Raw genomic sequence first — 24,741 nt, forward strand, 5'->3', positions numbered from 1 at the left:
TTCATTTCGCTTAAAAAAGAAGCGTAAAGCGCATTTCAAGCAATATTACTGAATTTTTGAGGCTTACTACAAATTGAACACAAGGTTAACATTGCAACTCAAGACCAATATTTAAACTCCCGTACATTTTATTGACGCATGTTTTTTTATTTTGAATTTTCTTGCAAATGTACGGTATGTAACTTATTATGCGATCTGATATAGAAAAAAAGGATTGTTATGCGCAATTATCTTGGGGTTCGTCTTAAATTAGCGAAAGAATTCTCGGGTTTTACCGATTCAGATCGGAAATTCAGGGATACTTATCGCGGCGAAGACCAGAATTCGGCGCATAAATATTACCAACCATTCGAGATCAGAAAAATCAGATTACATTTGCTCGGATTAGAGGATAAAGAACAACGTTCTTTACCTCCAGTAATCAATTTTCGAATGGCGAAAGGCGGTACCGGCAAAACTACTATCGCAGGCAATATCGCCGCATGTCTGGCGCAATTTGGTCACAAGGTACTGCTGATTGACGGAGATCCTCAAGGATCTCTTAGCAAAATGTTTGGTGTTGATGTTAGCCAAGAGATTACCCATATTGGCACCTTGATGCAAAGGGCATCAAAAGGTGAACTACCGAAAGTTCAAGATGCCATTGTTCCGATTTATTCACATGGAATGCTTGATTTAATACCCGCAGATATAACTCTAGCAAATGCTGATACCTGGTTAATCTCTGCGATCGGTAGAGAGAATACCTTTTTGAGATTACTTGAAAAAGAAAAAGATTTCTTTTGTCAGTATGAAGCAATAATTATCGACTCTGCGCCTGCCTCCTCGTTGCTCACTCAAAGTTTCATGATTGCATCAAAAACTATCATGGCTGTGGTCAATCCGGAACCTGAATCCGTCAAAGCATTGGATGTGTTGAAGTCAAATATACTCGAAATAAATAGTGCAATGACGCAGAGGGGCTTTAACCTCGACATGCATATTATTGTCAATAAATTCAACCAGACCAAGAAACCACACCAAGAATCGCTCCAATTCATAATCGGAGAGTACAACGGCAAGATTAACGACACTATCGTCCGGGATTTCATTGGATTCCTTCGACAGACAGATCTATTTGATGACACCAACTCTGGCCCCGTTCTCGAACGCGAACCAGGTAGCGTGGGTGCCCGGGATATTATTGATTTATCTAAGTCATTAATTAAATTTCACAATATTCCCCTTTCGGGTCAGAAATCATAAAAAGTGCAGTTATGGCAAGCAAACAAATAAAAGTATCCGGTCTCATTGCGGCAGGAACCATTAAGGATCCTGGACCGATTCAGGATGATGACATTGTTGGAATTGTCGCCACAATGGATGTTCCAACAAATGAGAGCAAGCACTATGTAGATCTTCCTCTTGATCTAATTGACGATAGTCCATATCAACCTAGATCCGTCTATCGCGGCGAGTCGATTGATGACCTTGGACATACATTAGCTTCAGCAGGACAAAAAGAGCCAATTCAAGTTCGACCAGTTGGAACAAGATATGAATTGATTGCTGGGCATAGGCGTTTGCGCGCAGCTCGAAACTTGGGATGGACAAAAATCAAGGCTTACGTCATTCATATGAATGACCAAGAGGCTGAACTTGCTACCCTTGTTCACAATGAAGGTAGAGAAGACCTTTGCGATTACGAAAGAGGAAAGGCATTTTCCCGTGCACTAAGTAGAGGTCTAGCCAAAAATCAATCAGATTGTGCTGCGAAATTTGCTACTAGCCAAGCTGTTGTTTCCAAGTGCATTGGCATGAGCAAGTTACCACAGCCAATTGTTCAAATGCTAGAAAGCAAGCACGATTTATTTGGTTATAACTGCTCTGAAACAATACATAAGCTTGTTGCTGAGTATCCAGATAGACTTGAGTTGATCACTGAGGCAGTTGCCAGATTGAACTCTGGCGCAGACCAAAACGGTATTCGCAGCTGGGTCGAACAGATGATTGGTATAGGTTCCCGTAAAAAGGGCCCTACTCCACTCGTTATAACGGATGACTCTGGCAAACAAATATTTTCTGCGGTACTTGACGGTAGGGTACTCACTGTGAAAATCAGTGACCCAACCATTGATGCAAATATGGTGCAAAAACGTGTATCGGAGAAATTGTCCGAGATAAGCAAATCTAGTAATGTTGAAATTGAATAAATTATTCTACTAGAATAATTAAGGATTCCAAAAATGATATAACAAATTTGAAAAGTCTTAAATACAAAAGCCCCGATCTGGAAAATCGGGGCTTTTGATATTTTGGGGCCTACTTAAGTATTTCAAGTCTGCCGGAAAATAAGAAGAAACCTGAGAACTTCATCTTATTCCCCTAAGACCCATTTGTCAAAACTTTTTCAAGCTTTGCTTGGATCGAGGTGGTATATGCACGTCCCTACTATACATGATGTTATTAAACCCTATCAGAAGTATCCAAAGGTTATCCAGCAGTCAATTCTCCGAGTTGAGACCCACCCAGCATTCTCAATCCTGACCAAGGCTGGTAAAAGGGTACTAAAGTGCCTGCTCACTCGGGTAAACCAAGGTAATGGTGAGATTCCAATAAGAGCTAGATTAGATCTGGTTGCGGAAGGAGCTGACGTAAGTTACAAAACTGTGCAACGAACGATGCGAATTCTTAAGTCGCTCACCTGGCTGTCTCCTGTTTCCCCAGGAAGGACGGACTGGGGCACTTTTAGCTCTTTTCGTTATCAGTTTTCAGCCGACTTTTGTTCGTTGGTTAAACTCCCCACAAAATCTAAAACAATAAATCAAATTGAGGATGAGACAATTTTGTCCGACGGTACTGTATACATAGATCTTAGTTTTAAAGAAGATCAACTTAAGATTTCTTTAGAAAACAAAGGGAAAAACCCAATAACCCTCCCAGAAGAATTACGTGAAATGGAGAAATTTGGCATAAAGGAATCGGGTATTTGCAAACTTAGGGGATTAGCGCATACGGCAGGCTATAAACTTGAGCATATTTGGACTGTTGCTAGATCTTACTGCGAAAAGTTCGGAGTCAACGGTAATCGTCTTTACCTGTATATTTCAAAAATGATTCAAACAACTAGCGACTATGAAAAACGAGCGCTTCAAATTCTCAGAATGGACGAAGTAACTACCATTTCTAAGGTTGAAGCACCTAACCATACGCAATATAGATTTAAGAATTTCGTTGGAACTGGTGTAAGAGTCAGAATATTTGATGGAATTGCTGAGGTTATCAAGCAGAATGGAGACATGATTACTGTCTCTGGCAACGCACTGAACAAACTTTACAAGGATATAGAAGATAAACGATTGGTTAACCAAGACGATTCACTGTATTGCGCAACTCGGCCGTCTACAACAAAAAAACAAAGTAGAGACGCAAAAAGTAGTGTTTTAAAAGCGCCTCAACAGTATAGTTCTGTTGAGGCGCCTATTGATACTCTACCTATTTCGGTCGAAGCGAATAGGCTGTTGATAAGACAGCTTTTGAAAATAAGAAGATAAACTCGCAATATGCGTTATCTCTGCTTTCTGCCCAGGTCATTTAGACCTGCGACTTCTACTTAGATTAGATAGCCTGTTTATTGAATCTCGGGAACTTTACGATTTCATATCTACTTCATCGTACTATAGTTATTATATTTGCAATAATCAGTTTCTATTATTAGCTGAAAGAATGTAACTCTAACGTATCTATTAGATAATATTCGTAGGAAGCGGGTCCTTATAATACTCGCGTTTGCAGATGATTTAGTCATAAGGATATCTCGGTTCAATGGGAGCTAAAGTCAGTTTGCTTTGACTGTCTGCTGCTAACCGGCATTGCTCTTTAGCGCCAAAGAAGTCGTTACTAAGTGGCTGTTAGATCGTAGGAGTCCAGCCGCCGCACCTATAAAAAGAAGTTATAGCTGTGTAGAGTTCGGAAATGGCAGCAGCGAATCGATCTGGTTGTTAGGGCATGTCGGGAGACGTTCCAGGACGCTGGTCAGCCATTGCATCGGATCAAGGCCATTGAGCCTGGCGGTGCACAGCAAGGTCTGAATGGCGGCAGCACGGCGGCCGGCGCGTTCTGAGCCGGCGAACAGCCAGTTCTTCTTGCCTATGGCAATCGGACGTATCGCGTTTTCGACCGCATTGTTATCGATCGGCAGCGTGCCCGAATCGATATAGCGCACCAGCGCCGGCCAGCGTTTGAGTGCGTGCTCAATGGCCTTGCCCGTGCCGCTGCCTGGTGCGACAGCTTGTTGCATCGTCTGCAGCCAGGCATGCAGTTCAACCAGTACCGGCCTGGCTTGCGCTTGCCGTAGTTGCAGGCGCGCTTCGGCCGTCTCGCTCGCAGCCTGTTGCTCAATGGCGTACAGTGTTGCGATGCGGCGTAGTGCCTCGGCCGCCACCGGGCTGCCGTTGGCCGCATGTAGCTCGAAGAACCTGCGCCGCACATGGGCCAGGCAAGCCAGTTCGGTCACGCCATCGGCGAACAGTGCCTTGTAGCCGGCATAGTCATCCACCATAAGATGGCCGCGCCAGGTACCGAGGAAGGCGCGTGCGTGAGCACCGGCACGGCCGCTCTGGTAGTCAAACACGATAATGGGTGGCCCCTGGTCCAGATGGTTGGAGCGATAGGCCCACAAATAGGCGTGTTTGGTCCTGCCCTGGCCGGGATCAAGTTGGCGTACCGGGGTTTCGTCGGCATGCAGGCAAGGCCGTTGCCGCAGCAGTTCGGCCAGTCTCTCACTTAAGGGCTGCAATACCACGCCGAGCTTACCTATCCATCCTGCCAACGTAGAACGCGCCAGCGGCACACCCTGGCGGGCGGCGATCTGTTCCAGCCGGTACAGCGGCAAATGATCGGCAAACTTGCTGACTTACTATTGTTGACCTTCCCTTCGAGCAACTTGCGGCCGTGAAACTGGAGTCGTAAGGAGAAAAACTGCGTCTTGAGGGGCCACTATGTCGAAGGGATACTTGTCATGCTGGCACTGTATTAATTTCGTTGCATAGGTCAACTGGTACAATTGGTCATGGTACATGCCTAGCCTGCGTTGAAGTCAATGCTCAGAAGCTATCAGTGTATAACGATACAAATACCCTTTCCTTTCGGCAAAGTCTAGTAATATCGGCCATTGAAACAATTCGAAGGAATGTAGATCATCGACTAGACCTAAGTACTGAAAGAGCCTTTATCTACAAGTTGTTGCGCAAGCATGTAATCTTTTACAGATACATGCATCCTAGAACGAAATTCTAAGACAACATTCTTAGCACGAGGATGCAGACGTTAAACCTGGTCCGTTTCCTTGATGCGCTTAATTCTTACCAGTTTTTGTACTTGCAGGCACCGGTAGTCGTTTTAGTTAGACCCGTTTTGTAACCCTGCATCTATTGCGCTGATGCAGGACTCTAGGTATTTCCCTGGCATGAGTAGCACATATTAGTTACGTCACAACTCTCATCGGATTATCTTTAGATTTGGCGAATTGACTCTTTTCTTTAAAAAGACTTTTACGTGCTCAAAATCGATTTTCCCCATACCTTTAAATTGCTTAGACTTCAAATTAATCAGGTTGGCATTAATAAATAGTTGATGAGGTGTAGGTTCACATACCTATATGCAGGCGCATATATCTTAAAGATCATAGTACTGGATTCCATACAACGTTACACTTAACCGCACAAGTATGACCTAACGAAGGTACTCTATTATTCTAGTAGAATAATTTTGAAAGTTCAGTTTAGGTTATATGTTAGCTGCCGCACGATAAAGGTACGTTGAGAAATCCCCTCTGTAGACCAAAATTTATTCTACTAGAATAAGTCGAATAAGATGCACTAGGGTAAATTGATAAAAAGGAGCGAAAACTCCTTTTCAATCTGCTCAATAATGGCTTGGTTGCCACCCACATAAGAGAGAATCGCCGCTTCAAACTCGTCATCGAGTTTTTGGCCCGAACCTTTGAGTGCCATCGGGGGACGCAGACCATCAGTTGCACCAGGCAACGGAACAGGATGAGCATGCACGTTGACCAATCCGCCATCCAAAGTCATCAGAAGGTGGAGCGATTGGCATTGCTGTAAAAGAGGGAGAATTGTCTGAAAATTGCTCATGGAAATTCCTTTTTTTGAAAGTGGTGAATGTGTGCTTGTCTTTATTTGGTGGGGTATTTCATGACCTTCGGAAGAACCCCGGCGAATGAGAAGCCGCTCTTCATCAAGCTGGTGATGAATTCTTCTTTTGGTTTGCTCATCAAACTGCTGAAAGTCTTGCCCAGGTGTTTGGCCAGGCCGATTTCTTTGGCAATGAATTCGATTTCGGACTTGGTTAAGAGCCGTAAAAATTCATCTTTGATTGTCCAGTGCTGAGTAAGATCAAGCTCCAGGTACTGGAGTACGCCGACGAGATCCGCGACTTCCAGGTGATCCATCGCTGTCACGGCCAGGCCTGTCAGGCATTTTTGTCGTTGTTGCTCGTCCAGTTTATTGGCCAGACTGGCAGACTCTTTGATACCTTTGACTTTTGTTACCGGACTGCCGGTCATGGTGCCTAATGCATCGCGGATCTTTGCCGAATCGACCTTACTCAGGGTGTTAGTCATCGCCAGCGCAAAAAGGATGTCGACACTTTCCATGGGACGTGTTCGGACCACGGCCTTTGCCGCCGAACGCCAAATTCCAACCCGATAGTCCTTGATCCTTTGGGATTCAATGACGGACGTGGTGGCTGCCTTTGGTTCCGCCGTGCTAGTAGGCGTAGATTTGCCAGTACTGCTGCTGGAAGATGTTTGTGCAGTCCTGCCTGCTTCCTCGGACGATTGTTCGGTGGCGACTGGCTGTGTAGCCGCAACGTTTGCTGCCACCTTGCCGGCGTGACAAATCAAGTTGAAACACTGATTCTTGAATGGCGTGCCGAAGCTGTCTGGCATTATTGAGATGACACCTCCGTATTCTGCGCAGCTCCTGCATGCTTCTGCTTGTATCTTGATGACGGTATGTTTTTCTCCGGCACTGATAAAACGAACAGTCGGGAACTCGTCAGCTAAGGCTAGCTTCCTGATTTCCAGCTCTTCTTCAGTTTTTTTGTCGAAGCAACTGGGGTTCGAACATGAGCCAGTACCGATATTTTCGGCAAACAGGCTGGCCTGCAGGTCGCTGTTATGAGGGCATGCGACGCAGTCGATTTTGTCAAAAATTGCGTTCGCCATGGTCTTGGCATTTTTGATTATCCATTCCTTGAGCTGGCTTTCCGTGAGCTTCTTGTCCTGGACGATGGCCAGGACCGCGGCTTGCTTATCTTTGGTCAGCGTTGCCAGGAGCTCAGCAACTCCCAAGCTGATTTGCCGGGAATTGAGGGCTACTTGTGCAACGTCGATGAGGGACAAAATAGCCAGTCGTGTATCGAGTTTGGAACGGGTCCAGCCGAGGTATTTGGCGGTTGCATCGCGATTATTGCCAAGGGCACCCAGCACCTTTGCTGCATGGTTGCCTTCCTCAGTGAGCGAAGGATCTTCTCGATGGTAGTTTTCGATCAAGGCTGCTGCCTGCCGTTGCATGGCATTGAGCCGCATGAATCGCACTGGCATATCGTAGTCTTCGCCTAAGTGCATCCTGGCGCTACGGGTGCGACGGCCACCAACAAACACAATCAAATCGCCATCTTCGTCGACTGCGATCAGTACGGGTGTTTGGACGCCGTGCTCTTTAATACTTTGATCGAATCCATCATTGGAGTCGTAATCAAAATTGGTGCGGGGATTTTCTTTGGTTTGGAGAAATTTGAGAGGCACTGTGGTCGTGTTTTCATCGACGACCTGGCCGTTTGGAAGACGGTAGGGGAGGGTAGTGTTGACTACTCCTTGAATGGCTGGAGTCGATACTTCTTGGATAGCTGCTTCGATCATTATTTCCTCGTTTTGAAAGGCGCGGAAACAATGCATCCGACGGGAGCGATTGTTCCCGAGGGCGGTTTTTTGGAGTAGTTGCCGGTAAACGGCGATGAAAAGCTTGAGCGTCAGCTCATCAATAGATGGCTATAGATGAACGGTGTTTTTTGAAAAGAGGGAGTTGTTGAGACAACGGCAATTCCATCCATACCAGAAGGATGGGTATTCTTCGACGATTGCTTGAGATTTCTACTTTTGGATTTCATGCCTTTCAAGGCTTAAAAATAATAGCATTCTTTTTATTGGACGTGCAAGTATTGACCGGAAAGCTATTACAAATTGGCCTTTAACAGGTACTTGCATGCTTTCTAGTTACCTTGGGATCTCCGAATATGCACCTGGTCGCGGTTTTCTTTGTGACGTAGCTTTTCTTCATCATGCAAATATTTCGAGGTAGTAGCGATGGAGTTGTGCCGGGCATTCGCCTTGATCGTCACGATGTTCATGCCGGCCTGTGCCTGGTGGGTGAGGGCGGTATGCCGCATCCAATGTGTAGAGGCATCACGTAATCTGGCAGAAATATCAAACTGTTCCCGCAGATCAGCCTCGGCCGCTGCCTTGCGCATGGTTTTTGTTACTGTCCGATAAATGACGCTGTCACTAAGCCGGTCTTCACTTGGGCCATTACTGCGGAAGAACAGCGCTATTTTTTCTCCAGGGGAGGGGAGGCGAGTGAGTCCGTTCAATACCCGATAGCGCTTAATCCAGCCCAGCAATTCTGGCGTAATTGGGATTTCCCCTTCTTTATCACCTTTACCTACAACATGCCACCACCAGTATCCATCATCATCTTGACGTAGATCACCCATGGTCGCCTGTGCCACGTCTGAGAGGCGCGCAGCAGTGACATAGAGTAGGCTGAAGAGCATTTGGATACGCAGTTTGTCGCGTTGCTGTCTGTCGGTTATTTCCGGCCAGGTTTCCAGCCAATCCCAAAAGAATTCCCACGTAGTCATTGGCAAATAACGGCTAGGGCGTTTGATTTGACTTGATCTTTTCTGGCGGACGATGGCTAGCGGGTTGCCAGCCAGATACCTGGCGTTGACTAACCAGATCATCATGGCGTTTAAGATGACCTTCGCTTGCTTGATGCTGCTTGGCTTGAGGGGGGCACGCAGGGGAGCCCATTCTGGTGACTCCCTTTCCACTCTGGCTGTGCTTATCCAATGCGTCGGCGGGTTGGCCAGGAATTTAAAGTAATCCTCAAAATCATCTGTCACCAGACTGGATAAGGGTTTTTTTTGTTCCAGGACTGCCCACAGTAACAGCCGCAGAGATTCTTTTTCATAGGCACGGTAGGTATGCGATTCCGCATCAAAATTCCGCAACCAGGCTTTGATAGCTTCTGAATCGTTACTTGCCGTAATCCATGGCGTCAACGTTGCCCGGTTGATGCCTGATGTTCCGTCGAGACTGGACGCGGGGGTATTGTCCAGTTTGCTTAGGGCAAAGAAGGGTGCTGGTGCAGCTGTTTCGTCTATCTCTGGCATGGGTTCAGTCAATTCGTCTGCTCGATCATAAAGTGAATCTCAATCACGTCGCACCGCCATGTTTCTCCTGCCAGGCCGCAAACTCCAGAGGTCTGAGACCAAAACGAACAGCATTGCCGGCATGCAGGGTTTTGAATTCGGCCAATGCTAATTCGGTGAAATGATCCTTGTCCGCTTCGGCAACCTGAGCAGGTATTTTGGCACGTATGACCTTTTCTGTGGCAGATGCGTCGCTGCGAACGATGGTGGCCACAAGCTCTGCCAGCGCCTGGCGGTAGCGCAGTCGAAAGATATCTGGTGGAATCAGGTTTTGTTTCACGGCGACATATTGCTGACAAGAGCGTTCATACGCCCACACAAAAACATCGAGCAAAAGGTCGACGCGATTTAGCTCATACACCCCAAGCATGGCATCGACATAGGCTTGCTGCGGCACATCGATAAAGGACAGGGGGCACAGGTTGTGGCGGATGAAAGGAATATTGGCTGCCAGCCTTGACACGCGTTTATTGACGTCTTCAAAGGGCTGCAGATAGGGTAGGTGGACCATCAGGAAAAAGGCTTGCTCGAACGGATCCTGAATCTCAGCAGCCATCTTGATGACTATGCCAAATAATTCTTCCAGGCGCTGTGGCAAGGCGACAGGCAAATACACACTGCCGCCTATTTCCACGGCACGGCTACGGATACGGCCACAAGCCGAAGGATCCGCCATTAATCCATCCGACAAGAAGGCATGCAAGGCAATAATCGTGTCCGTATTGAGTTGTGCATGCTCTGGATTGCACACCAGATATTCGATGGCCTCTTTGTGGTTCAGGATCATCTGGGTTTCAAATGCATTCTTACCTTCGGCAGCCTGGCCGAATTCGATCAGCCGCTCTGTATCGAGACGACTGTAGGTGTTCCCTTCGAGTTGTGAAGAGGCCCATGACAGATCGATTAACAAGCGATTCAGCACGTCGCGGGCGAAGGTGCCAGCGGGGGCCTGTTCAGCTGGCGAACGTCCCAGCTTGTGTAGTTGCTCGCGCAGGCCCAGTGGGACGTAAGCTGTCAGGTTGGGGTGGTACTGTTCAAGAAATTCGAGTTTGTAGCCAACCGGCGTACGTACCTGACGTGGCTGACGCACGTAGGCTTTAATCTTCTCGCTTTCCGGTGAAGTGGGTACATACATTTCGGAAGATAGGGTGCCTGCCGTCGTGAGCTGATCGTCATTTGATGCAGCTGGACCTGTTTGGCGGCGCATATAGCGTAATGCACGACTTACCCCGCTCGATTGAATACGGCCTTGCTCGATGAGGAGGGCCAGTCGACGCTGTAAGGTGCGGCGTGGAATTTGATCACTGAGGGCTTGTAAGAGGGCGTCTATGCCAATACCGTTGTCGTACAAGGAAATCAGCTCAACCAGGTGGTCTAGCTCTTGGGGGAGGGTGGGTTTTGGCATTTTGGGGTAGGCATAGTGCTGTTCATGCCATTATCGCGCCAAATAAAGTGGCGCGCAAATGAATTTGTGCCATTTTATGTGCCAGATTGTTGGCGCGAGATACCCATGTGGACTATTAGTCAACTTAATGCAACTGCAAGGACTTCACGTGTCAGGCCTTACGGTATGAACAACTGATAAGTCACTGCACGCAACCGTAGTCCGACACATTGCAGAGCAGAGTGTTATAACGAAGAAATGAAAAAGCCACGATCTCTCGGCCGAGGCTTGGTATTACCCTCCGGTGAAACTTAAAACATCGATAATCTGACGATTGAAGGGTTAGCAGCTACCTAATCAGCCACTTTCTGCTCTTTACAAGCTGACCATGACGGGCCTACGCGTGTCTATCTGGATTTCAAGAGCGTGGAGACTCAAACATACTCACTTAGAATACGGTTATACCTACCTAAATAAGCAAACAGCATCAATTTGCGCACCGGGAACAATATTCCAAATGTGTTGGCGCGCAGAAAATAAGGTGATGCCAGTCGCCAAAGATCAACGAAAAATGTTTTTCAGCGCAGTCATCAGTTGTCGCAAAGTCATATTTCTAGTTGGGCTACTGTTGTCGACATTACTTCTCGAACTAAGGGGCATTCCAGGGGACGCCCGAGAAGAGCCGCTTTTCTGTCCATCGTTGTCTTGGTCAAGCATACGTTTAAGATCAAGAGCATCTTTTTGTTGCACACGCTTGATCCTCTGAGCACTCAGTTTTGGCAGCCAACGAATGCCGTTATGCTCGATAAAATAGTGAGACTTACAATCGTAGTTCCAATTCCCGATAGATGGGAGCAACGATACGAGTTCCCCTTCCTTGAAGAGGTGCCACTCTGCATGAGAAAGAGGAGTGACAACCTCTTCCTTACAGCCGCAAGCGCATAAATGAGAGCAAATTCTAAAGCGTTCACTAATATACAGCACACCTTCTTCGAGTTGGTCGGGTACATGCTGCACATACTTTGGGCGAATGGCTACTAGTCTCATTATTTTTTTCCAGTCGAGCGTTCCTCGCGCGCCAGCGAGGTAGTGGCAACGGTGAACACGATCTGATGCGCGCGCATGGCGTCCTCATAGAAACCAAAAATCTGCTTCCACCTGATGACAGCCAATTGCGCATTCAGTGCATTCAGATCTGCAATCTGGATGTTCTTACGGTAAAGAGCATCCTCGTTGTCATCGGTTGTGGGCAGACACATTTCTAGATGGTTGTACTTCGACTTCGTTCCTGCGGTTACACGGCAAGTGCCATCAAGCAGGGCCGTTTCTGCATTCAGATCAACGTCCATACCAACATCAACAAATGGAATCGACATCGACCGCAGATAATCCGATACCAGTTTTCGTGCAGGCCCTTTGTCGACAGAGATGAAAACAAAATCAAACGGTTCGAGTTCAGCGATATTTGCGGCGTCGATGAAATAGGGATGCGGAACTATGCCCTTATGCATCGGGTCGTAAGCTTGATGGAAATAATCAACCTTCTTCAAATGCGCAGCGATCTTCTCACGGGTTGCTGCACCCGGCGCGCGGAAAGCGTTATGTTGTTTGAAGTCGTCACCATCGAAGAGATGAATTTCAGCTACTGGGGTTTTAGCGACCTGGTCCAGGATGTAAGCTCCAGTTCCACCTGCGCCGATAATGCCGATTTTCAGGCCTTTCAGGCGATTAGATACTGCAACGATCTCAGAACGAACCGATGCAGTATCTGCGTAGCGGAAGACCGATTCTGAGTCTTGGGATTCGACGATCTTCCGCGTGTAAGCCGTAACGTCTGGATCAATGACACGTGCTTGACTTTCGATAAGTGTCACATAGTGCGTGATCTTCTCGAAATGATCGGGGTAGCCAGTGTTCATGTACTCCTCAGGCTTGTTCGAGAACTGGAATTTTGTGGAGCAGCCGTCCACTGGCGTAGCAGGCTGCTCAGTGGTACTAGCTACCAGTTCTGTCAGAGGTGTTCCGTCTGCACGGCACGGGAATCCACCGGACCACCAGACCTGATGATTATCTGCGATGGAATTCGGAGCCAAGATAGTGTCCCCGTTCTCCATATATTTGCAGACCATCGTTGCACGTGCGATATCGCGTTGGGTAGTGACATATGGAACAGAATACACCAGAAGATGCTGCTGGCGCACTTCTACTTCCAACCCGAGGTCTTTCAGTTGCTGAAGACCAGAATCAGGAGCGATTGGTTTTACGGACACGGAAATCCTCCCCATCTTCAACACCTTCGGTTTGATTTGGAGCGAGGGTGCCGGTCTGGCCGCTCAGCGTAGTGTATGACACTGTGTACAGGAACTCGAAGGTAGCGTTTGGTTCTGCCAGGCGAACCAGGTCTTCGTAGCTGATACGCTCGCCTTTGAACGAACGTGGTTTGCTGTTGACGAAGAAGAGATGCAGTTCGGGATCGCTCTTAGCGACCGTGATTACATGGCCATCCATTATGCCTGCATCACGCAAGGTGCGATCGCCAGCTAGAACGATGCCGCCCTGGTTGCCATCGCGCATTATGTAGTATTCCGTGAATACGCGAATGTCATCAGGCAGAATCCGGCGGATGGCTTCGTTAACGCGCATTAGCATTGGCAGACGTATAGAGCGCTGTTCACCGTTGAAGACGGCGGTCACTTCAAAGAAGCGGTCTTGTTCCTCGTTTTGGTCGCGCTCGACAGTGAAAAACACTTCATTCGGCTGGAGAATGATGATGTCGTGATCTTCGACAAGAGCATCTGGAATACCTTCCAGATCAGCCCAGAGATCTAGGTGTGAACTGCCCACGAGCGCTTTGATTTGGGCGCCCGTGGCTTTAGTGTGGGCGTGCTGTTCGTGCAGCAGTTTGACGTCCTGGTCGTTCAGATTGAACGTGATCGCGTTGCGACGAATTGGATTCTCAGGAAACTTGGGATCATTCACACCGATGCTGAAGATTTCGCCGCCGCGCAGGAACATCAAGTCCGACGGGTTGACTGGAACATCAGGCTCACGTGGAACTTCCAGATAGAGCTGATCCAGTTCTGTGATGGCTGCGAGAGCGTGCAGTAAGTTGCCACGTGTAGCGCCAGGGATGACCTGATGCTGTTGGCCGTCGATATTAATGGTAATACGTTTTTGGGTTGGCATAGATAGTCGTCTTTCATCAAAGATGGGGGCCGGAGCTGGCCGATGAGTTAACTGTATCAGCATATTCATTATGTGGCAATAAAAATTATCACGTCATATTTTATTTTATAGAAAGTTAGACTAATGTATAATCGCGAGCTACCTTGGGGGAGTTGTTTATGGAATTGCAGCGCGATACGCAACGGGAACGCCTGTTTTACATTGATTTTTTAGCATTTTTTATCGGCCAGGTTGCGCGAAAGGACTTGGTAACCCGCTTCGGCATCAGTGAGCCCGCCGCGACAAAGGACCTGTCACTTTATGCAGAGATGGCCCCAACCATGTTGGAATATGACCTGCGGCAGCGCTGCTATGTCTATGCCGGCGGAACTCCACTCTTCACCCATGATGTTGACCAATCGCTGTATTCCCTCTCTGGTGAACGCGCAATTGCGCTCAACTCGGAGCATGCCAAGCGGTTGTCGAGCAGCGTGCAGGCTTCAATAAAGAGGAAAGTGCCGGTAAGCCTTGTCGCCGCGCTTACCCGTGCGATGTATCAACATAAGCAGATTTCAGCAACTTATGCCTCACTTGAAAGCGGCGCAGGTGAGCGCACCTTGTCGCCAGCGGCGTTGGTCCATGATGGTCTGCGTTGGCATATTCGCTGTTTCAACCATGCGAAGGGAAGGTTCACGGATTTCAACCTCGCACGCTTCCATGCGGTAGCCGAGAGTGGTCCTTCGGAAAAATCGATAGACCAAGATCCCGAGTGGACCAAGGAAGTAGCAGTTATCCTTGGACCGCATCCAAAAGCAGAACATCCAGAAACTATCCGCTTCGACTATGACATGGAAGGTGAGACCAAAATAGTTGCGATGAGCTTGTGCTTGGTACCTTACTTCCTCCGACATTGGCATATCGACACTACACCGACTGGTACTAAGAACCCGAAAGAATATCAACTATTCCTACTGAATCGACAGGAGCTAATTGATCAATACGTTACGGGCTGGGCATTCGACGCTGACGTAGCCAAAGACGCGCCAATCGCTGTTTGTGAATAAAGTTTGTAGGGAGTGCGAGGCGTCTAGCCTCGATTTCCTGAACCGTGTTCGTGACTAAAGACACATCTCGTCAAAATCGCTGCGTTCAAACGCAGCTTTCCGTTTGAGCATTCATGCGGACAAAAAACGTCGAGGAAAAGGTCGACGCGATGTAGCTCATTGAGCTTCCCTCGGTAATTAGTTCACCATAAGGTGAATGTTATGCAGCCAGATCCTCTTGATTTTACTTGTTCATCCAGTCTTCGAGATATTGCACTGGCGAACGATAACCTAATGTTGAGTGCTGGCGGGTTCGATTATAAAAAACTTCAATATATTCAAAGCTTGCTGCCTTCATCGCATCATGGGTTGCGTAACGAATTCCATGATAACGCTCATTCTTGAAGCTATTAAACCAGCTCTCGGAAGGAGCGTTGACGCTCCTATGTCAAGAAGTGACTGAAGCTGCTACCAAACCTGCCAAGATAAATGGATAAAGCTCTCGGATAATGTAACGTTTCAAACAACGTTGAATTTCTTTATTGGACATTCCTTCTGCTGTGCGGCGCTCCACATATGCCCTGGTACGTGGCTCACTTCTCATTCGCACTATGGCAATAGTCCACAAGGCGTTATTGGCCGATCGATCTCCACCACAGTTTAAACGATGCCGTACCGTTTTTCCTGACGATGCTGGAAGCGGGGATACCCCGCATAGTGCCGCCAAAGCTGCTTCACTATGAAGTCGTTCTGAATTATCGCCAACTACTGCAATCAAGGTAGCTGCAGTCTGAGGACCGACACCGAACTGTTCCCGGAGGTGAGGAGCATACTGCTTTGTTAGTTGCTCCAAAGTAGCATCAATCTGTCTTAATTCTTCTGCCAAGCGGAGCCAGCGCTGAGCCAATAATTTAAGTGTTTTAGTTAAGGCACGCAAAAGCGTCGTTTCCCCCAGGCTGCGGATACGTGCACATATTGCAGTGCAATCTTCAGGTTTGGTTTTCCAGAATCGCTCACGGATATCTTGTGGAGCACAAACAAGGATAGCACTTAACTGGTTAATCGCTTGTGTTTTAGCTTTGACGGCACTACGCCTGGCAATAGAGATCGCACGCATGGCTTCAGCTGCCCCAGACTGAGCTTTGGGTATAGTGGTGCCGTACCAGCGAGGACTGAACGAGCAGCATTTTCTGCATCTGAAGGGTCGGATTTGCCTTCCAGTCTGCGTTTAGAACGATCTGGACGATTTACCTCCAGCACATCGATTCCTTGCTCGCGTAATACGCGAGCAAGGCCTGCACCATATGTGCCAGTTCCTTCCACACCTGCGCGTTTGACAGTGTCTAGTGAACATGCCCAAGCTATTAATTTCAAATAACCATTGGTATTTGTAGGTGTAGCAAGTGTTCCTAGCAACCTTCCAGTATGACTGATTATTACGTCAAGATGGGTGAGTGTCCCAGCAATTTCCTTTTCTGCTCATGCTGCAAATACATCCATACTTCGGCAGCGCACGCTGATAGGAGGCGCTGGCGGACTGGCTCCCTCTATTTGAATGCACGATTAAGCCAGCTTCAGGTGCACGTTGTATAAGTGCCATTTGCATAAAATCTAGTTTGCATTCAATATACACAACAATCAAATACAAACTTCATTATTAAAGTTTGTATATCGAATGTTTCTGCGATCTATAAAACAAATACGAAATCGAAATTACAATGAATGAAACGGAACGTTGTTCACCAGCGCAAAATTTGCGCCAAGGTGACATTATCAAGATCTTTAACGTTGACACTCAACAGCACCCTTCGCTTGGTGTAATTATTAATGCTGATTGTGATCTTGAAAATAATAAATTAGATGGCGTGATTGCATACCTTCCAATTTTCAGCTTCGAAGAATATTTAACTAAATTTTGGCTTCGTACTTTCGTTGCAAGCAAGCTAGAAAATTCTTTAAAAAAATTTTCTTCTTTTTTAGTTTACAACGATCAAGAGCAGTCTGATTTAAAAGACTGGCTATCAAGTGATCCACTAGAAAAAGTTATCGCAAAACTGGATCCTGATATTTCCAAACTAAACTCCAAAAACAAAACAGCAGCAATCATAGAATTGACTACACTTTACAAATGTTTAACTGCGGACTTAAACAATCTTGAGATACTGACTTATTTTTGTGAGTTAAAAAAACCTGCGCATAATGATGCGGCTATAAAAATGGTATTGGACGCAAAGAAAAGCATGCCCGACGATCATTTCTTTTTAAGCGATATTATTGACGAGAAACGAATCGGGTTTGTAATCCGAATGCGCCGGATATATACGATTCAAGCAGATTTTTGCTTTCGAAGTGAAGCTGAAATGCGCACAAAGGCAACCGGAACAGTAACTACAGCAGCGCGTAAAGTACGCCTTACACCCTTGTATCAATTCAAAGTGGCACAATTGTTCGCAAGCCAATATTCAAGAGTTGGGTTGCCAAATGACATTACAGACTTAGGTCAACTGGTCATTGAGGATATGGCTCAACAATTTGCAGGAGCTATTGTATGTTGAAGGCAATTGTTTTTACGCCGTATTCAATTAGTCAGTTAACACGTTTTGATATTTCGTCTGATTGGTTTTCAGAATATTTCCTTCCTCCGAATGCGGTTGGCTTAAAGAGAGTGGCATTTGATAACATAGTTTATATCATTGAATCTTCCCTTGAAGACGACTCAGGGCCATTGGTTGCAATTAATCTTGAGACTGAATATTCTGTTTTCTCTCCAAACAAAGACAATGGTTTAATTCTGGAACGTATTAGAACTGTTTCAGATGCGCAGTTCAGTAGATCAGTCAAAATTCCCCCACCATGGCGACCATACACTGAACAGAGTACATTGTCGGTATGTGCGGAAACACGATTTCAAGGGCTAAAAAGTAGAATAAATTTTCATTTAAGACCAAATGGTCGTAACGATCTTTTCGCCTTCGCATACACTGATCGGGCGATAAATTTTGATGACCTTCCTGACATGTCGACACTTCATGAACAAGTGCGACTTAAATTTACAGATGCCGTTCTCACGCCTGCCTCCCCAACTGACACTAAATTCAGAGCTGGAATCGAGTTAGCAGAAATTTTGCCACAAGGGTTCCGACCTGGAGCGTCCCTTCAACAATGGTACACATCAATGCTAACAAGCGCGCAACGTAGCTTTGTTGATAAAAAATATGATGGCCCTGTAAGACTGCGTGGTGTTGCTGGAACAGGGAAAACAATTAGTCTTGCAATAAAATTATTACGTGATGGTAATCAATTTGAAGCTGAGAAGAAGAATAGAAGGCTTTGTTTTCTTTCGCACAGTTCTGCAGCAATGGACGCGGTAAGATCGTTGGCAGAGAATCTGGATCCAATGGGAATGCTATATGGAAATAGCAAATATTGCCATATGGAAATTAGGACGCTGTATGACTTAGCGCAAGAGTTCCTTAATTTTGAACTTAGACAATTACACCCTCTGTCATTAGATGGAACAGAGGGACGCAAGATGCAAAAAGAGCTAATTGACAGTGCATTGATCGAAATGTGGGAATCAAATGTTATAAGATCTCGATTTTCTGACCTATCAAAATCTATCCGAACGAATTGGGAAAATGCTGTAATCAGCAAAGATGGCATTCTCATTTCTGAATTAATGAATGAATTCGCAAACGTACTTGATATTGAAAATATCCGAGCAGGTGATTCAAAAGGTGAAAAATATGCGACTAGCTCTTTAAAACGAGCTGCATGGTTAATGCCTTTAAATAGTGAGCAAGATAAGCGTTTCGTACTAGATGTCCATCGTCGTTATAGATCATTACTTCGGGATATGGACATCATAAGCACAGATCAAATGATCGCGGATTTTAATAATTTTCTAGACTCAAACACATGGGATCAAATCCGGGATCGTTCGGGCTACGATGCATTGTTTGTTGATGAGCTGCATTTATTCAACGTAATGGAACGTCAAACATTCCACAAGTTGATGTGCAGAACTCTCGAAGAAGAAAATGATCGTCCAGTAAGACCTGCGCTTTTTATGGCATACGATCTAAAACAAAGCACAAACGATTCTTTTACTCAGTATGATGATTCAACTGGAGCACTCTTCACAAAATCTTCTGGATTGCAAAATTCTGATTTAATTCAGTTAGAAACTGTCTTCAGGTATACCCCCAGATTATCGATTTTTTACGGGATCTCGACGCAAGATTTCCTGGAATTGAAATACCAGAAGAATGGGAGAGCTATATCGGCACAAGTAAGCTGGATGATGGACCGAAACCTGAACTAAGAGTATATGTGGACGATAAGAGTCAACTTACACAGGTTATGTCTCTGGCAATCCAGCGAGCGCGCTCGATTCATGGGGGAGGCCGTAGGGTGGCCGTCTTATGTCCAAGTAGAGATATTTTTGATAAATATCTCCCAATAGTTGAGGGACAATTTGCAGGAAAAGTTTTATGTATTGTTGATCGTGACCCATCGGAGTTAAGACACGCTGGTAAACGATTCATTTTCAGCTTGCCAGAATACGTCGCAGGATTACAATTTGATACCGTATTTTTAATACATGCCGATATTAGTCAAGCCCCTAAAGATGCTCGAATAGGTATTAAAAGAAAATTTATATCGAATATATATCTCGGATGTAGTCGTGCGGAAACGAGACTATATATTTCCACTTCTCTTGCAAGAGGAGGAATATCAGACGTCTTTAATATGGCTATAGATCGTAAAAGTCTAACTATAGTTGAATAAGTTCAGGTCCACTTTGTATCTGAGCGATATTTCCGCAAGACAATGGGTTAAATATCTCTATGGGCTTGAGACGACAAAATCAAGCTCTTTTTTGACCTTTCGAAATAGCGTTCATGGCTAAGCAGATTATGAAGACCGTGAAACATTCATTTCTATCATTTGAGCTGCTCAACTCGCCGTAAAGCCTTACCAGATAAGGCTTTCAGCAAATTCCCCTGTCTAATCCGCGTGAATGTTTCACGCAGTTGATCGCTTCCAAAGCAGTTATAAATTCTTTGCAAGGAACTCACTTTAAATAATACATGATAAGTAAGATAATCATGCAAATATTAGTTTAAACGTCAAAATATTGACGAAATAAAATAATATATTTATTATTTGATCGTTCCCAATAAGAAAATTCCCTTCTTTTGCGGGTTGTCGCCGATTTCATTGAGCTAATGGCAATTTTTTAGCTTTTCTTCCTTCAGGAAATACGTATGTCTACTTCTGTTCTTTCAGACCGTTCTTACACCAGGCGTGAAGCAGTCTGGGCTGCGTGTAATTCCCTGGCTGCCGCATCAGAAAAGCCTTCTGTTTCTAAAGTGCGTGGCTATTACAAAGGGGGATCGGATACGGACGTTCAGGCCGATATCCACGCCTGGTATGAGCGTTTGTTCAGTCATCACTGCGCACAAGCGGCTGGCCAGGGGATGCCCGATGAAGTGGCGGAACTCATGCGTCAGTTATGGGCGACGGCCACTGCGGCGGCCCAGGGGCATCTCGCCCACGAAAAGTCCTTGCTGAACCAGGAGCGCGCTCAGCTTACCCAGGAGCATGTCCAAATGGTCGAGCTTGTTCAGGAGAAACAAAAGCATCTTGAGCAAGTGCAAGGCGAATTGGCTGGCCAGGCGACGAGCCTGGCGGTTTCTCAGGAGCGCCTGCAGCAAGCCTTGCAAATGAATGATGGTCTGAAAGCGGAACAAGGGGTGCTGGTACAGCGACTGGAGGCTATGCAGCAGGCGATTGACGAGCGCGACAGGCGGCATACGGAAGCGATGCAGCTTCTGTCATCCCAATATCAGGACAGCCTGGCCAATCTGAATGCGGACCATAAGAGCCGGCTGGCAGAGTTTGAAGCGGCCGGTGTACAGAATGAGCAGCGCTATCGGGGAATGGAACGGCATATGCTGCAGCAGATTGAGGAGGCTCGGGCCAAGTCGCTGCACTGGGAGGGTGAAGCGCTTTCTCTGCGTTCTAGAAATCAGACCGAGGTGGATCTCGTGAAAAGGCAGTTGCAAAATGCACGTTCTACGATCGATGCGTCCAGGGGGGAGATCAATGCGTTGAAGGGACAGTTGACTGCCTTGAATTTGCAGAGGGATGCGATGATTAAGGAATTGGCTCTGGCGTCCGTTGCTCTCTCCCCTGCCCTGGCCGTTGAAGAAGATGGTCGGCAGTTGGATTTGTTGGATGCGGGTGGTCTTGAAGATGGTTTGAAAACGACTGGCAATGGGGATATTGGAAAAATAGGACAACGGGAGACGGATCCGGATGGGGTTGGTGAATAGCGATTTTGAAACTGAACTTTGCTTGTACACTATTCCTTGACTTTTTAATATGAGTGATCGATGATTACTTACATAAAAATGAAGGAGGCACGAAATTGCGATGGATCACTGCATTGCACTTAAATAGTTGGGCAGACACACTTCGTGAACGACCGGTATTTTTGCCAATGGTAACGGTCAACGGCTTCCTTGTCAGTGGTCAGTTAAAACTTTCTGGTAGGGCACCGATGACAGCGTCCATGAGTTTTGTCGAACCGAAAGAAAAGGACAATCACCTTAGTGCCTTCTGCCTATGCAGCCAGACCGAGAAGTTATCAGTCCCAACTGCATACTCGATCAGGGGGCACTATCTCCCCGAGGTGGACTTTGGTTTTAGGTACACGCTCGAAGGGCTCGCGCGTCTAGAACAAGTTACCACACTGAGTGAACTTATTCGGGTGCTCGACGACATTTCACCCTCTCAAAGAGATTTGGCCAATTTTACGCCTTGGCAACCCGAGATAAAGGGCTCGTGAGTGACGCTGACGTAACAACTCCTAGCATGCAAAACAAGTTCAATCTCTGATTTGAAGGAAGTTAAATGCCTACGTTACCGAACAAGATCGTTGATCTCCATACCCACCTTTTCAATGCACGCTGTCTTCCCCTTCCAGGAATTTTTGCGAACGCACTCAATAAGGATGCCGACAATAGCTGGGTTGCCAGGCACCTCTCAACGATCATCTTTAAGATTACCGAATCGGAATACTCCCCTGAGAATCTACAAGAAAATTTCCTCGTCGATACCGACTATGTGGACCGACTCTCAGACACGATTGAAGCGCACATCGTGGGGGAAATAGAGGCGAGGAATGTTCAGTTTCGTGAACTAGCCGACCAAGAAAAACATCCACTCGTGGTAGCACACGACATTACTCAGGACTTAAAGAATTTGCAGAAGGCACTCATTGATGAATATGAAAATAATCAAGACTGTGAAATTAGAGAAGCAGTTACTTCACTGAAAGAAGTCCCTGAAAATCTTCAATTTACGAAACAGAGTTTTTCCGGTTGGATCGAAATGATCATCGGGGTAGCAATCAGAATTTTAAATAAGGAACAAGATGTTGCCGACGACATTGAGAACTATGGAGCTTTCATCTATAGCATGTTGTCTGCTGAAAAACACATGGCGGAAACACTCATCGAGCGTTACGGCGTCATCGCACCAGACTATCCGCCTATCACGCTAGTCCATCACATGATGGACATGCAAATGGCTTATGTAGTCAAACCAGATACGACCCAGGAGATGGTGTCACCGTATTACCCTTTTTATTGCGAGTACGTCCAACAAGAGGACGAAAACAATGGAGATCAAATCTCCCGCATGAAACAAGTTCACGCACAATATCCGCAAACAATCGGCTTTTTAGCATTTGATCCACGTCGAGAAAACTGCATGGATGTCTTTAAATTTGTCCAAAATGGAGAATTCAAAGGCTTCAAATTCTATACGTCAATGGGCTATTTACCTGCCAATGATCCCGTTGCGGAAATCAGAGATAGAGTCCACACTTTTTTTGAAAAATGTGCGGCGTTAGACATTCCTGTATTTACCCACTGTACTGCGCAAGGGTTCCAAACGCGCGCGAAATTAGGGCTCAATGCAAAGCCCAAAAATTGGGATGCAGTATTAGAAGCCTTCCCCAAATTAAGACTTTGTTTTGGCCACGCAGGTGGCGGTAAGCAAACGCATGTAACATCCAAAGATACAGGCGGTAAAGTTGATTTAATTTCCCTTGGATGGAGTGCCACCAAAGATGAATGGAATGGGCCAGATGACTATGTCATCAAAGGAGTCACTTACTATAATTTTGCAAAAGACGTCGTAAGGCTGTGTCGAACCTACGAAAACGTCTACTGTGAATTCGCATATATCACCGACCTAATTGAAGGCCACGGTGACGAATGCGCAAAAGCTCGCGCATGCCTAGTCGACAACCTTGTGTATGTCATACATGAATCGCAAGCTGTCGAAGCACCATATAAATTTGAGAATAAGATGGCATTTGGATCTGACTGGAACATGCCGTCTATGGTGACGCACCCAAAACAATACCTACAAGTCTTTCTTGAAATATTCGATGCAGGCGGCCCACTCGCCAACTATCGTGAACAGTTTTTTCACGAAAATGCGTTGAACTACATGAAAGCGCAGTAATCGACGTTGACCTAAATAGCCTATGGCACAATTGATTACTTCGCTTGACGGTAGGTCAGGTCGCACTACAATCGTGTGCCTGCGGAAATAAAGAATGTAATGGCTTGATCGCTATGTAGCTTCATACAAAGTCATTGTTGCTGTATCACTAGCCTAGTATAAAAAACGGAACAATTATGGTTCCGTTTTTGTTTTATTACTACGATACTAATGCCCACCTAGAAAATACTTCTCAATGGATAACCATAGTCGGACAGAAAAATGGTATCGATATCGAGGATCGAATTATAGAAGCCGCTGACCTGATGAAAGAGTGTAAGCGTCCAGCCGCCCCACCTAGCATTGAACGATGACCTCATCCAGACTCACGCTCCCATCACAAGTAAAGAGGAGCGACATGAAACGAGATCAAACCAAGCGGCAGCAGTGGCAGCTACACATCGCCCAATGGCAGCAGAGTGCACTGAGCCAGCGCGCCTTTTGCGTAAGTGCAGGCCTCAAGTTCGCCACCTTCGACTATTGGCGGCGCGCACTCATCGCCGAACAGTCCGTTGAGAATAAGCAATCCCAATCGCAGCAGCCCGGCATCCAGCTATTACCCTTGCAAGTGACGCCTGCTGGGTCTGGTTCCATGGGACTGGTGTTGCGCAGCCCGCAAGGCTGGGAACTGCGTCTGCCACCCGAGGTCAAGGCGGACTGGCTGTCCGACCTGCTGCGTGGCCTGTGATGCAATGGCAGGCAGATGCCATCTGGCTGGCAGTGCAGCCGGTCGACATCCGCGCCGGGATCGACCGCCTGTCAACCTACGTCCAGCAAGCCCTGGGGCGTGCACCTTGCGACGGTACTGCCTACGTATTCAGCAACCTGCGCCACACACGCCTCAAAGTGGTGTGCTGGGATGGCAACGGCGTGTGGATGTGCGTGCGCCGCCTGCACCGTGGTCAATTCGTCTGGCCCAAGCCTGGCGAGCTCAGTTGGCAATTGACCGCCGAGCAATGGCAGTGGCTGGTGGCCGGCGTCGATTGGCAGCGCTTGTCGGCACCGGCTCCGGCAGCCTGGGCACTGTAGCAAGTCCCTGTTAACTTCGACGCGATTCTGTTAACATGGCGC

General features: G+C 46.7%; 18 protein-coding genes and 4 pseudogenes. 11 read left to right on the forward strand and 11 right to left on the reverse strand.

Translation table 11 applies throughout. The features are described from left to right. Positions 1-219: 219 nt before the first annotated feature. The 3 genes from UNDYM_RS29690 (at position 220) to UNDYM_RS29700 (ending at position 3,533) form a co-directional block, all read left to right on the forward strand. Positions 220-1,245, forward strand: a complete 1,026-nt coding sequence (locus tag UNDYM_RS29690) for a ParA family protein (RefSeq protein ID WP_162044847.1) — start codon at positions 220-222, stop codon at positions 1,243-1,245. Positions 1,246-1,256: 11 nt separating this feature from the next. Beyond that, positions 1,257-2,192, forward strand: coding sequence for a ParB/RepB/Spo0J family partition protein (locus UNDYM_RS29695; RefSeq protein WP_162044848.1), 936 nt, complete (start codon positions 1,257-1,259; stop codon positions 2,190-2,192). A gap of 225 nt (positions 2,193-2,417) precedes the next feature. Next, positions 2,418-3,533, forward strand: coding sequence for a hypothetical protein (locus UNDYM_RS29700; RefSeq protein WP_162044849.1), 1,116 nt, complete (start codon positions 2,418-2,420; stop codon positions 3,531-3,533). Positions 3,534-3,931: 398 nt separating this feature from the next. Here the strand turns inward: UNDYM_RS29700 and UNDYM_RS29705 are convergent. The 8 genes and pseudogenes from UNDYM_RS29705 to UNDYM_RS29740 form a co-directional block, all read right to left on the reverse strand. Continuing rightward, a pseudogene (locus UNDYM_RS29705) lies at positions 3,932-4,894 on the reverse strand (IS66 family transposase); the annotation flags it as partial. Between the two features lie 964 nt (positions 4,895-5,858). Then, complete coding sequence (locus UNDYM_RS29710) at positions 5,859-6,134, reverse strand: PRTRC system protein E (RefSeq protein WP_162044850.1); 276 nt, start codon at positions 6,132-6,134, stop codon at positions 5,859-5,861. A 41-nt stretch (positions 6,135-6,175) separates the two neighbouring features. After that, positions 6,176-7,924, reverse strand: coding sequence for a PRTRC system ParB family protein (locus UNDYM_RS29715; protein ID WP_162044851.1), 1,749 nt, complete (start codon positions 7,922-7,924; stop codon positions 6,176-6,178). A gap of 350 nt (positions 7,925-8,274) precedes the next feature. Next, positions 8,275-9,468, reverse strand: a complete 1,194-nt coding sequence (locus UNDYM_RS29720; RefSeq protein WP_162044852.1) for a site-specific integrase — start codon at positions 9,466-9,468, stop codon at positions 8,275-8,277. Positions 9,469-9,499: 31 nt separating this feature from the next. After that, positions 9,500-10,900: a Fic family protein gene (locus UNDYM_RS29725; RefSeq protein ID WP_162044853.1), complete on the reverse strand. Its 1,401-nt coding sequence runs from the start codon at positions 10,898-10,900 to the stop codon at positions 9,500-9,502. Positions 10,901-11,440: 540 nt separating this feature from the next. After that, positions 11,441-11,926 carry a DUF6527 family protein gene (locus UNDYM_RS29730; RefSeq protein ID WP_162044854.1) on the reverse strand — a complete coding sequence of 162 codons (486 nt, stop codon included), beginning with the start codon at positions 11,924-11,926 and terminating at the stop codon, positions 11,441-11,443. Next, entirely contained in the window at positions 11,926-13,149 is a 1,224-nt protein-coding gene (locus UNDYM_RS29735; protein WP_162044855.1) for a ThiF family adenylyltransferase, read from the reverse strand. The genes UNDYM_RS29730 and UNDYM_RS29735 overlap by 1 nt, the downstream gene beginning before the upstream one ends. Next, positions 13,124-14,065, reverse strand: coding sequence for a multiubiquitin domain-containing protein (locus UNDYM_RS29740; protein ID WP_162044856.1), 942 nt, complete (start codon positions 14,063-14,065; stop codon positions 13,124-13,126). The genes UNDYM_RS29735 and UNDYM_RS29740 overlap by 26 nt, the downstream gene beginning before the upstream one ends. 158 nt (positions 14,066-14,223) lie before the next feature. On the opposite strand from UNDYM_RS29740, the gene UNDYM_RS29745 reads away from it, so the two are divergent. Beyond that, positions 14,224-15,108, forward strand: coding sequence for a WYL domain-containing protein (locus tag UNDYM_RS29745; protein ID WP_162044857.1), 885 nt, complete (start codon positions 14,224-14,226; stop codon positions 15,106-15,108). 223 nt (positions 15,109-15,331) lie between these two features. On the opposite strand, the pseudogene UNDYM_RS29750 reads toward UNDYM_RS29745, so the two are convergent. From UNDYM_RS29750 to UNDYM_RS30980, 3 pseudogenes are all read right to left on the reverse strand, one after another. Next, positions 15,332-15,523, reverse strand: a pseudogene (locus tag UNDYM_RS29750) (IS3 family transposase); the annotation flags it as partial. Between the two features lie 12 nt (positions 15,524-15,535). Beyond that, positions 15,536-16,554 (reverse strand): annotated as a pseudogene (locus UNDYM_RS29755) (IS110 family transposase). Continuing rightward, positions 16,544-16,702, reverse strand: a pseudogene (locus tag UNDYM_RS30980) (IS3 family transposase); the annotation flags it as partial. The pseudogenes UNDYM_RS29755 and UNDYM_RS30980, both read right to left, overlap by 11 nt. Before the next feature lie 103 nt (positions 16,703-16,805). On the opposite strand from UNDYM_RS30980, the gene UNDYM_RS29760 reads away from it, so the two are divergent. From UNDYM_RS29760 to tnpB, 7 genes are all read left to right on the forward strand, one after another. Continuing rightward, positions 16,806-17,642, forward strand: coding sequence for a hypothetical protein (locus tag UNDYM_RS29760; protein WP_162044858.1), 837 nt, complete (start codon positions 16,806-16,808; stop codon positions 17,640-17,642). Next, positions 17,636-19,411: a UvrD-helicase domain-containing protein gene (locus UNDYM_RS29765; protein ID WP_162044859.1), complete on the forward strand. Its 1,776-nt coding sequence runs from the start codon at positions 17,636-17,638 to the stop codon at positions 19,409-19,411. Before UNDYM_RS29760 ends, UNDYM_RS29765 begins: the two co-directional genes overlap by 7 nt. Positions 19,412-19,419: 8 nt before the next feature. After that, entirely contained in the window at positions 19,420-19,878 is a 459-nt protein-coding gene (locus tag UNDYM_RS29770; RefSeq protein WP_162044860.1) for a hypothetical protein, read from the forward strand. A 479-nt stretch (positions 19,879-20,357) separates the two neighbouring features. After that, positions 20,358-21,428 (forward strand): DNA-binding protein, encoded by a 1,071-nt coding sequence (locus tag UNDYM_RS29775; protein ID WP_162044861.1) that lies wholly within the window; start codon positions 20,358-20,360, stop codon positions 21,426-21,428. A 580-nt stretch (positions 21,429-22,008) separates the two neighbouring features. Beyond that, a complete protein-coding gene (locus UNDYM_RS29780; RefSeq protein ID WP_162044862.1) occupies positions 22,009-23,631 on the forward strand; it encodes an amidohydrolase family protein in 1,623 nt (540 codons plus the stop codon). Between the two features lie 397 nt (positions 23,632-24,028). Then, the gene (locus UNDYM_RS29785; protein WP_162044863.1) at positions 24,029-24,358 is read left to right on the forward strand and encodes a hypothetical protein; all 330 of its coding nucleotides are present in this window, start codon (positions 24,029-24,031) and stop codon (positions 24,356-24,358) included. After that, on the forward strand, positions 24,358-24,699 hold the full coding sequence (gene tnpB / locus UNDYM_RS29790) for an IS66 family insertion sequence element accessory protein TnpB (protein WP_162044864.1): 342 nt from the start codon (positions 24,358-24,360) through the stop codon (positions 24,697-24,699). Before UNDYM_RS29785 ends, tnpB begins: the two co-directional genes overlap by 1 nt. The last annotated feature ends 42 nt before the right edge of the window (positions 24,700-24,741 follow it).

It is taken from the genome of Undibacterium sp. YM2 (assembly GCF_009937975.1).
Lineage (GTDB): Bacteria > Pseudomonadota > Gammaproteobacteria > Burkholderiales > Burkholderiaceae_D > Undibacterium.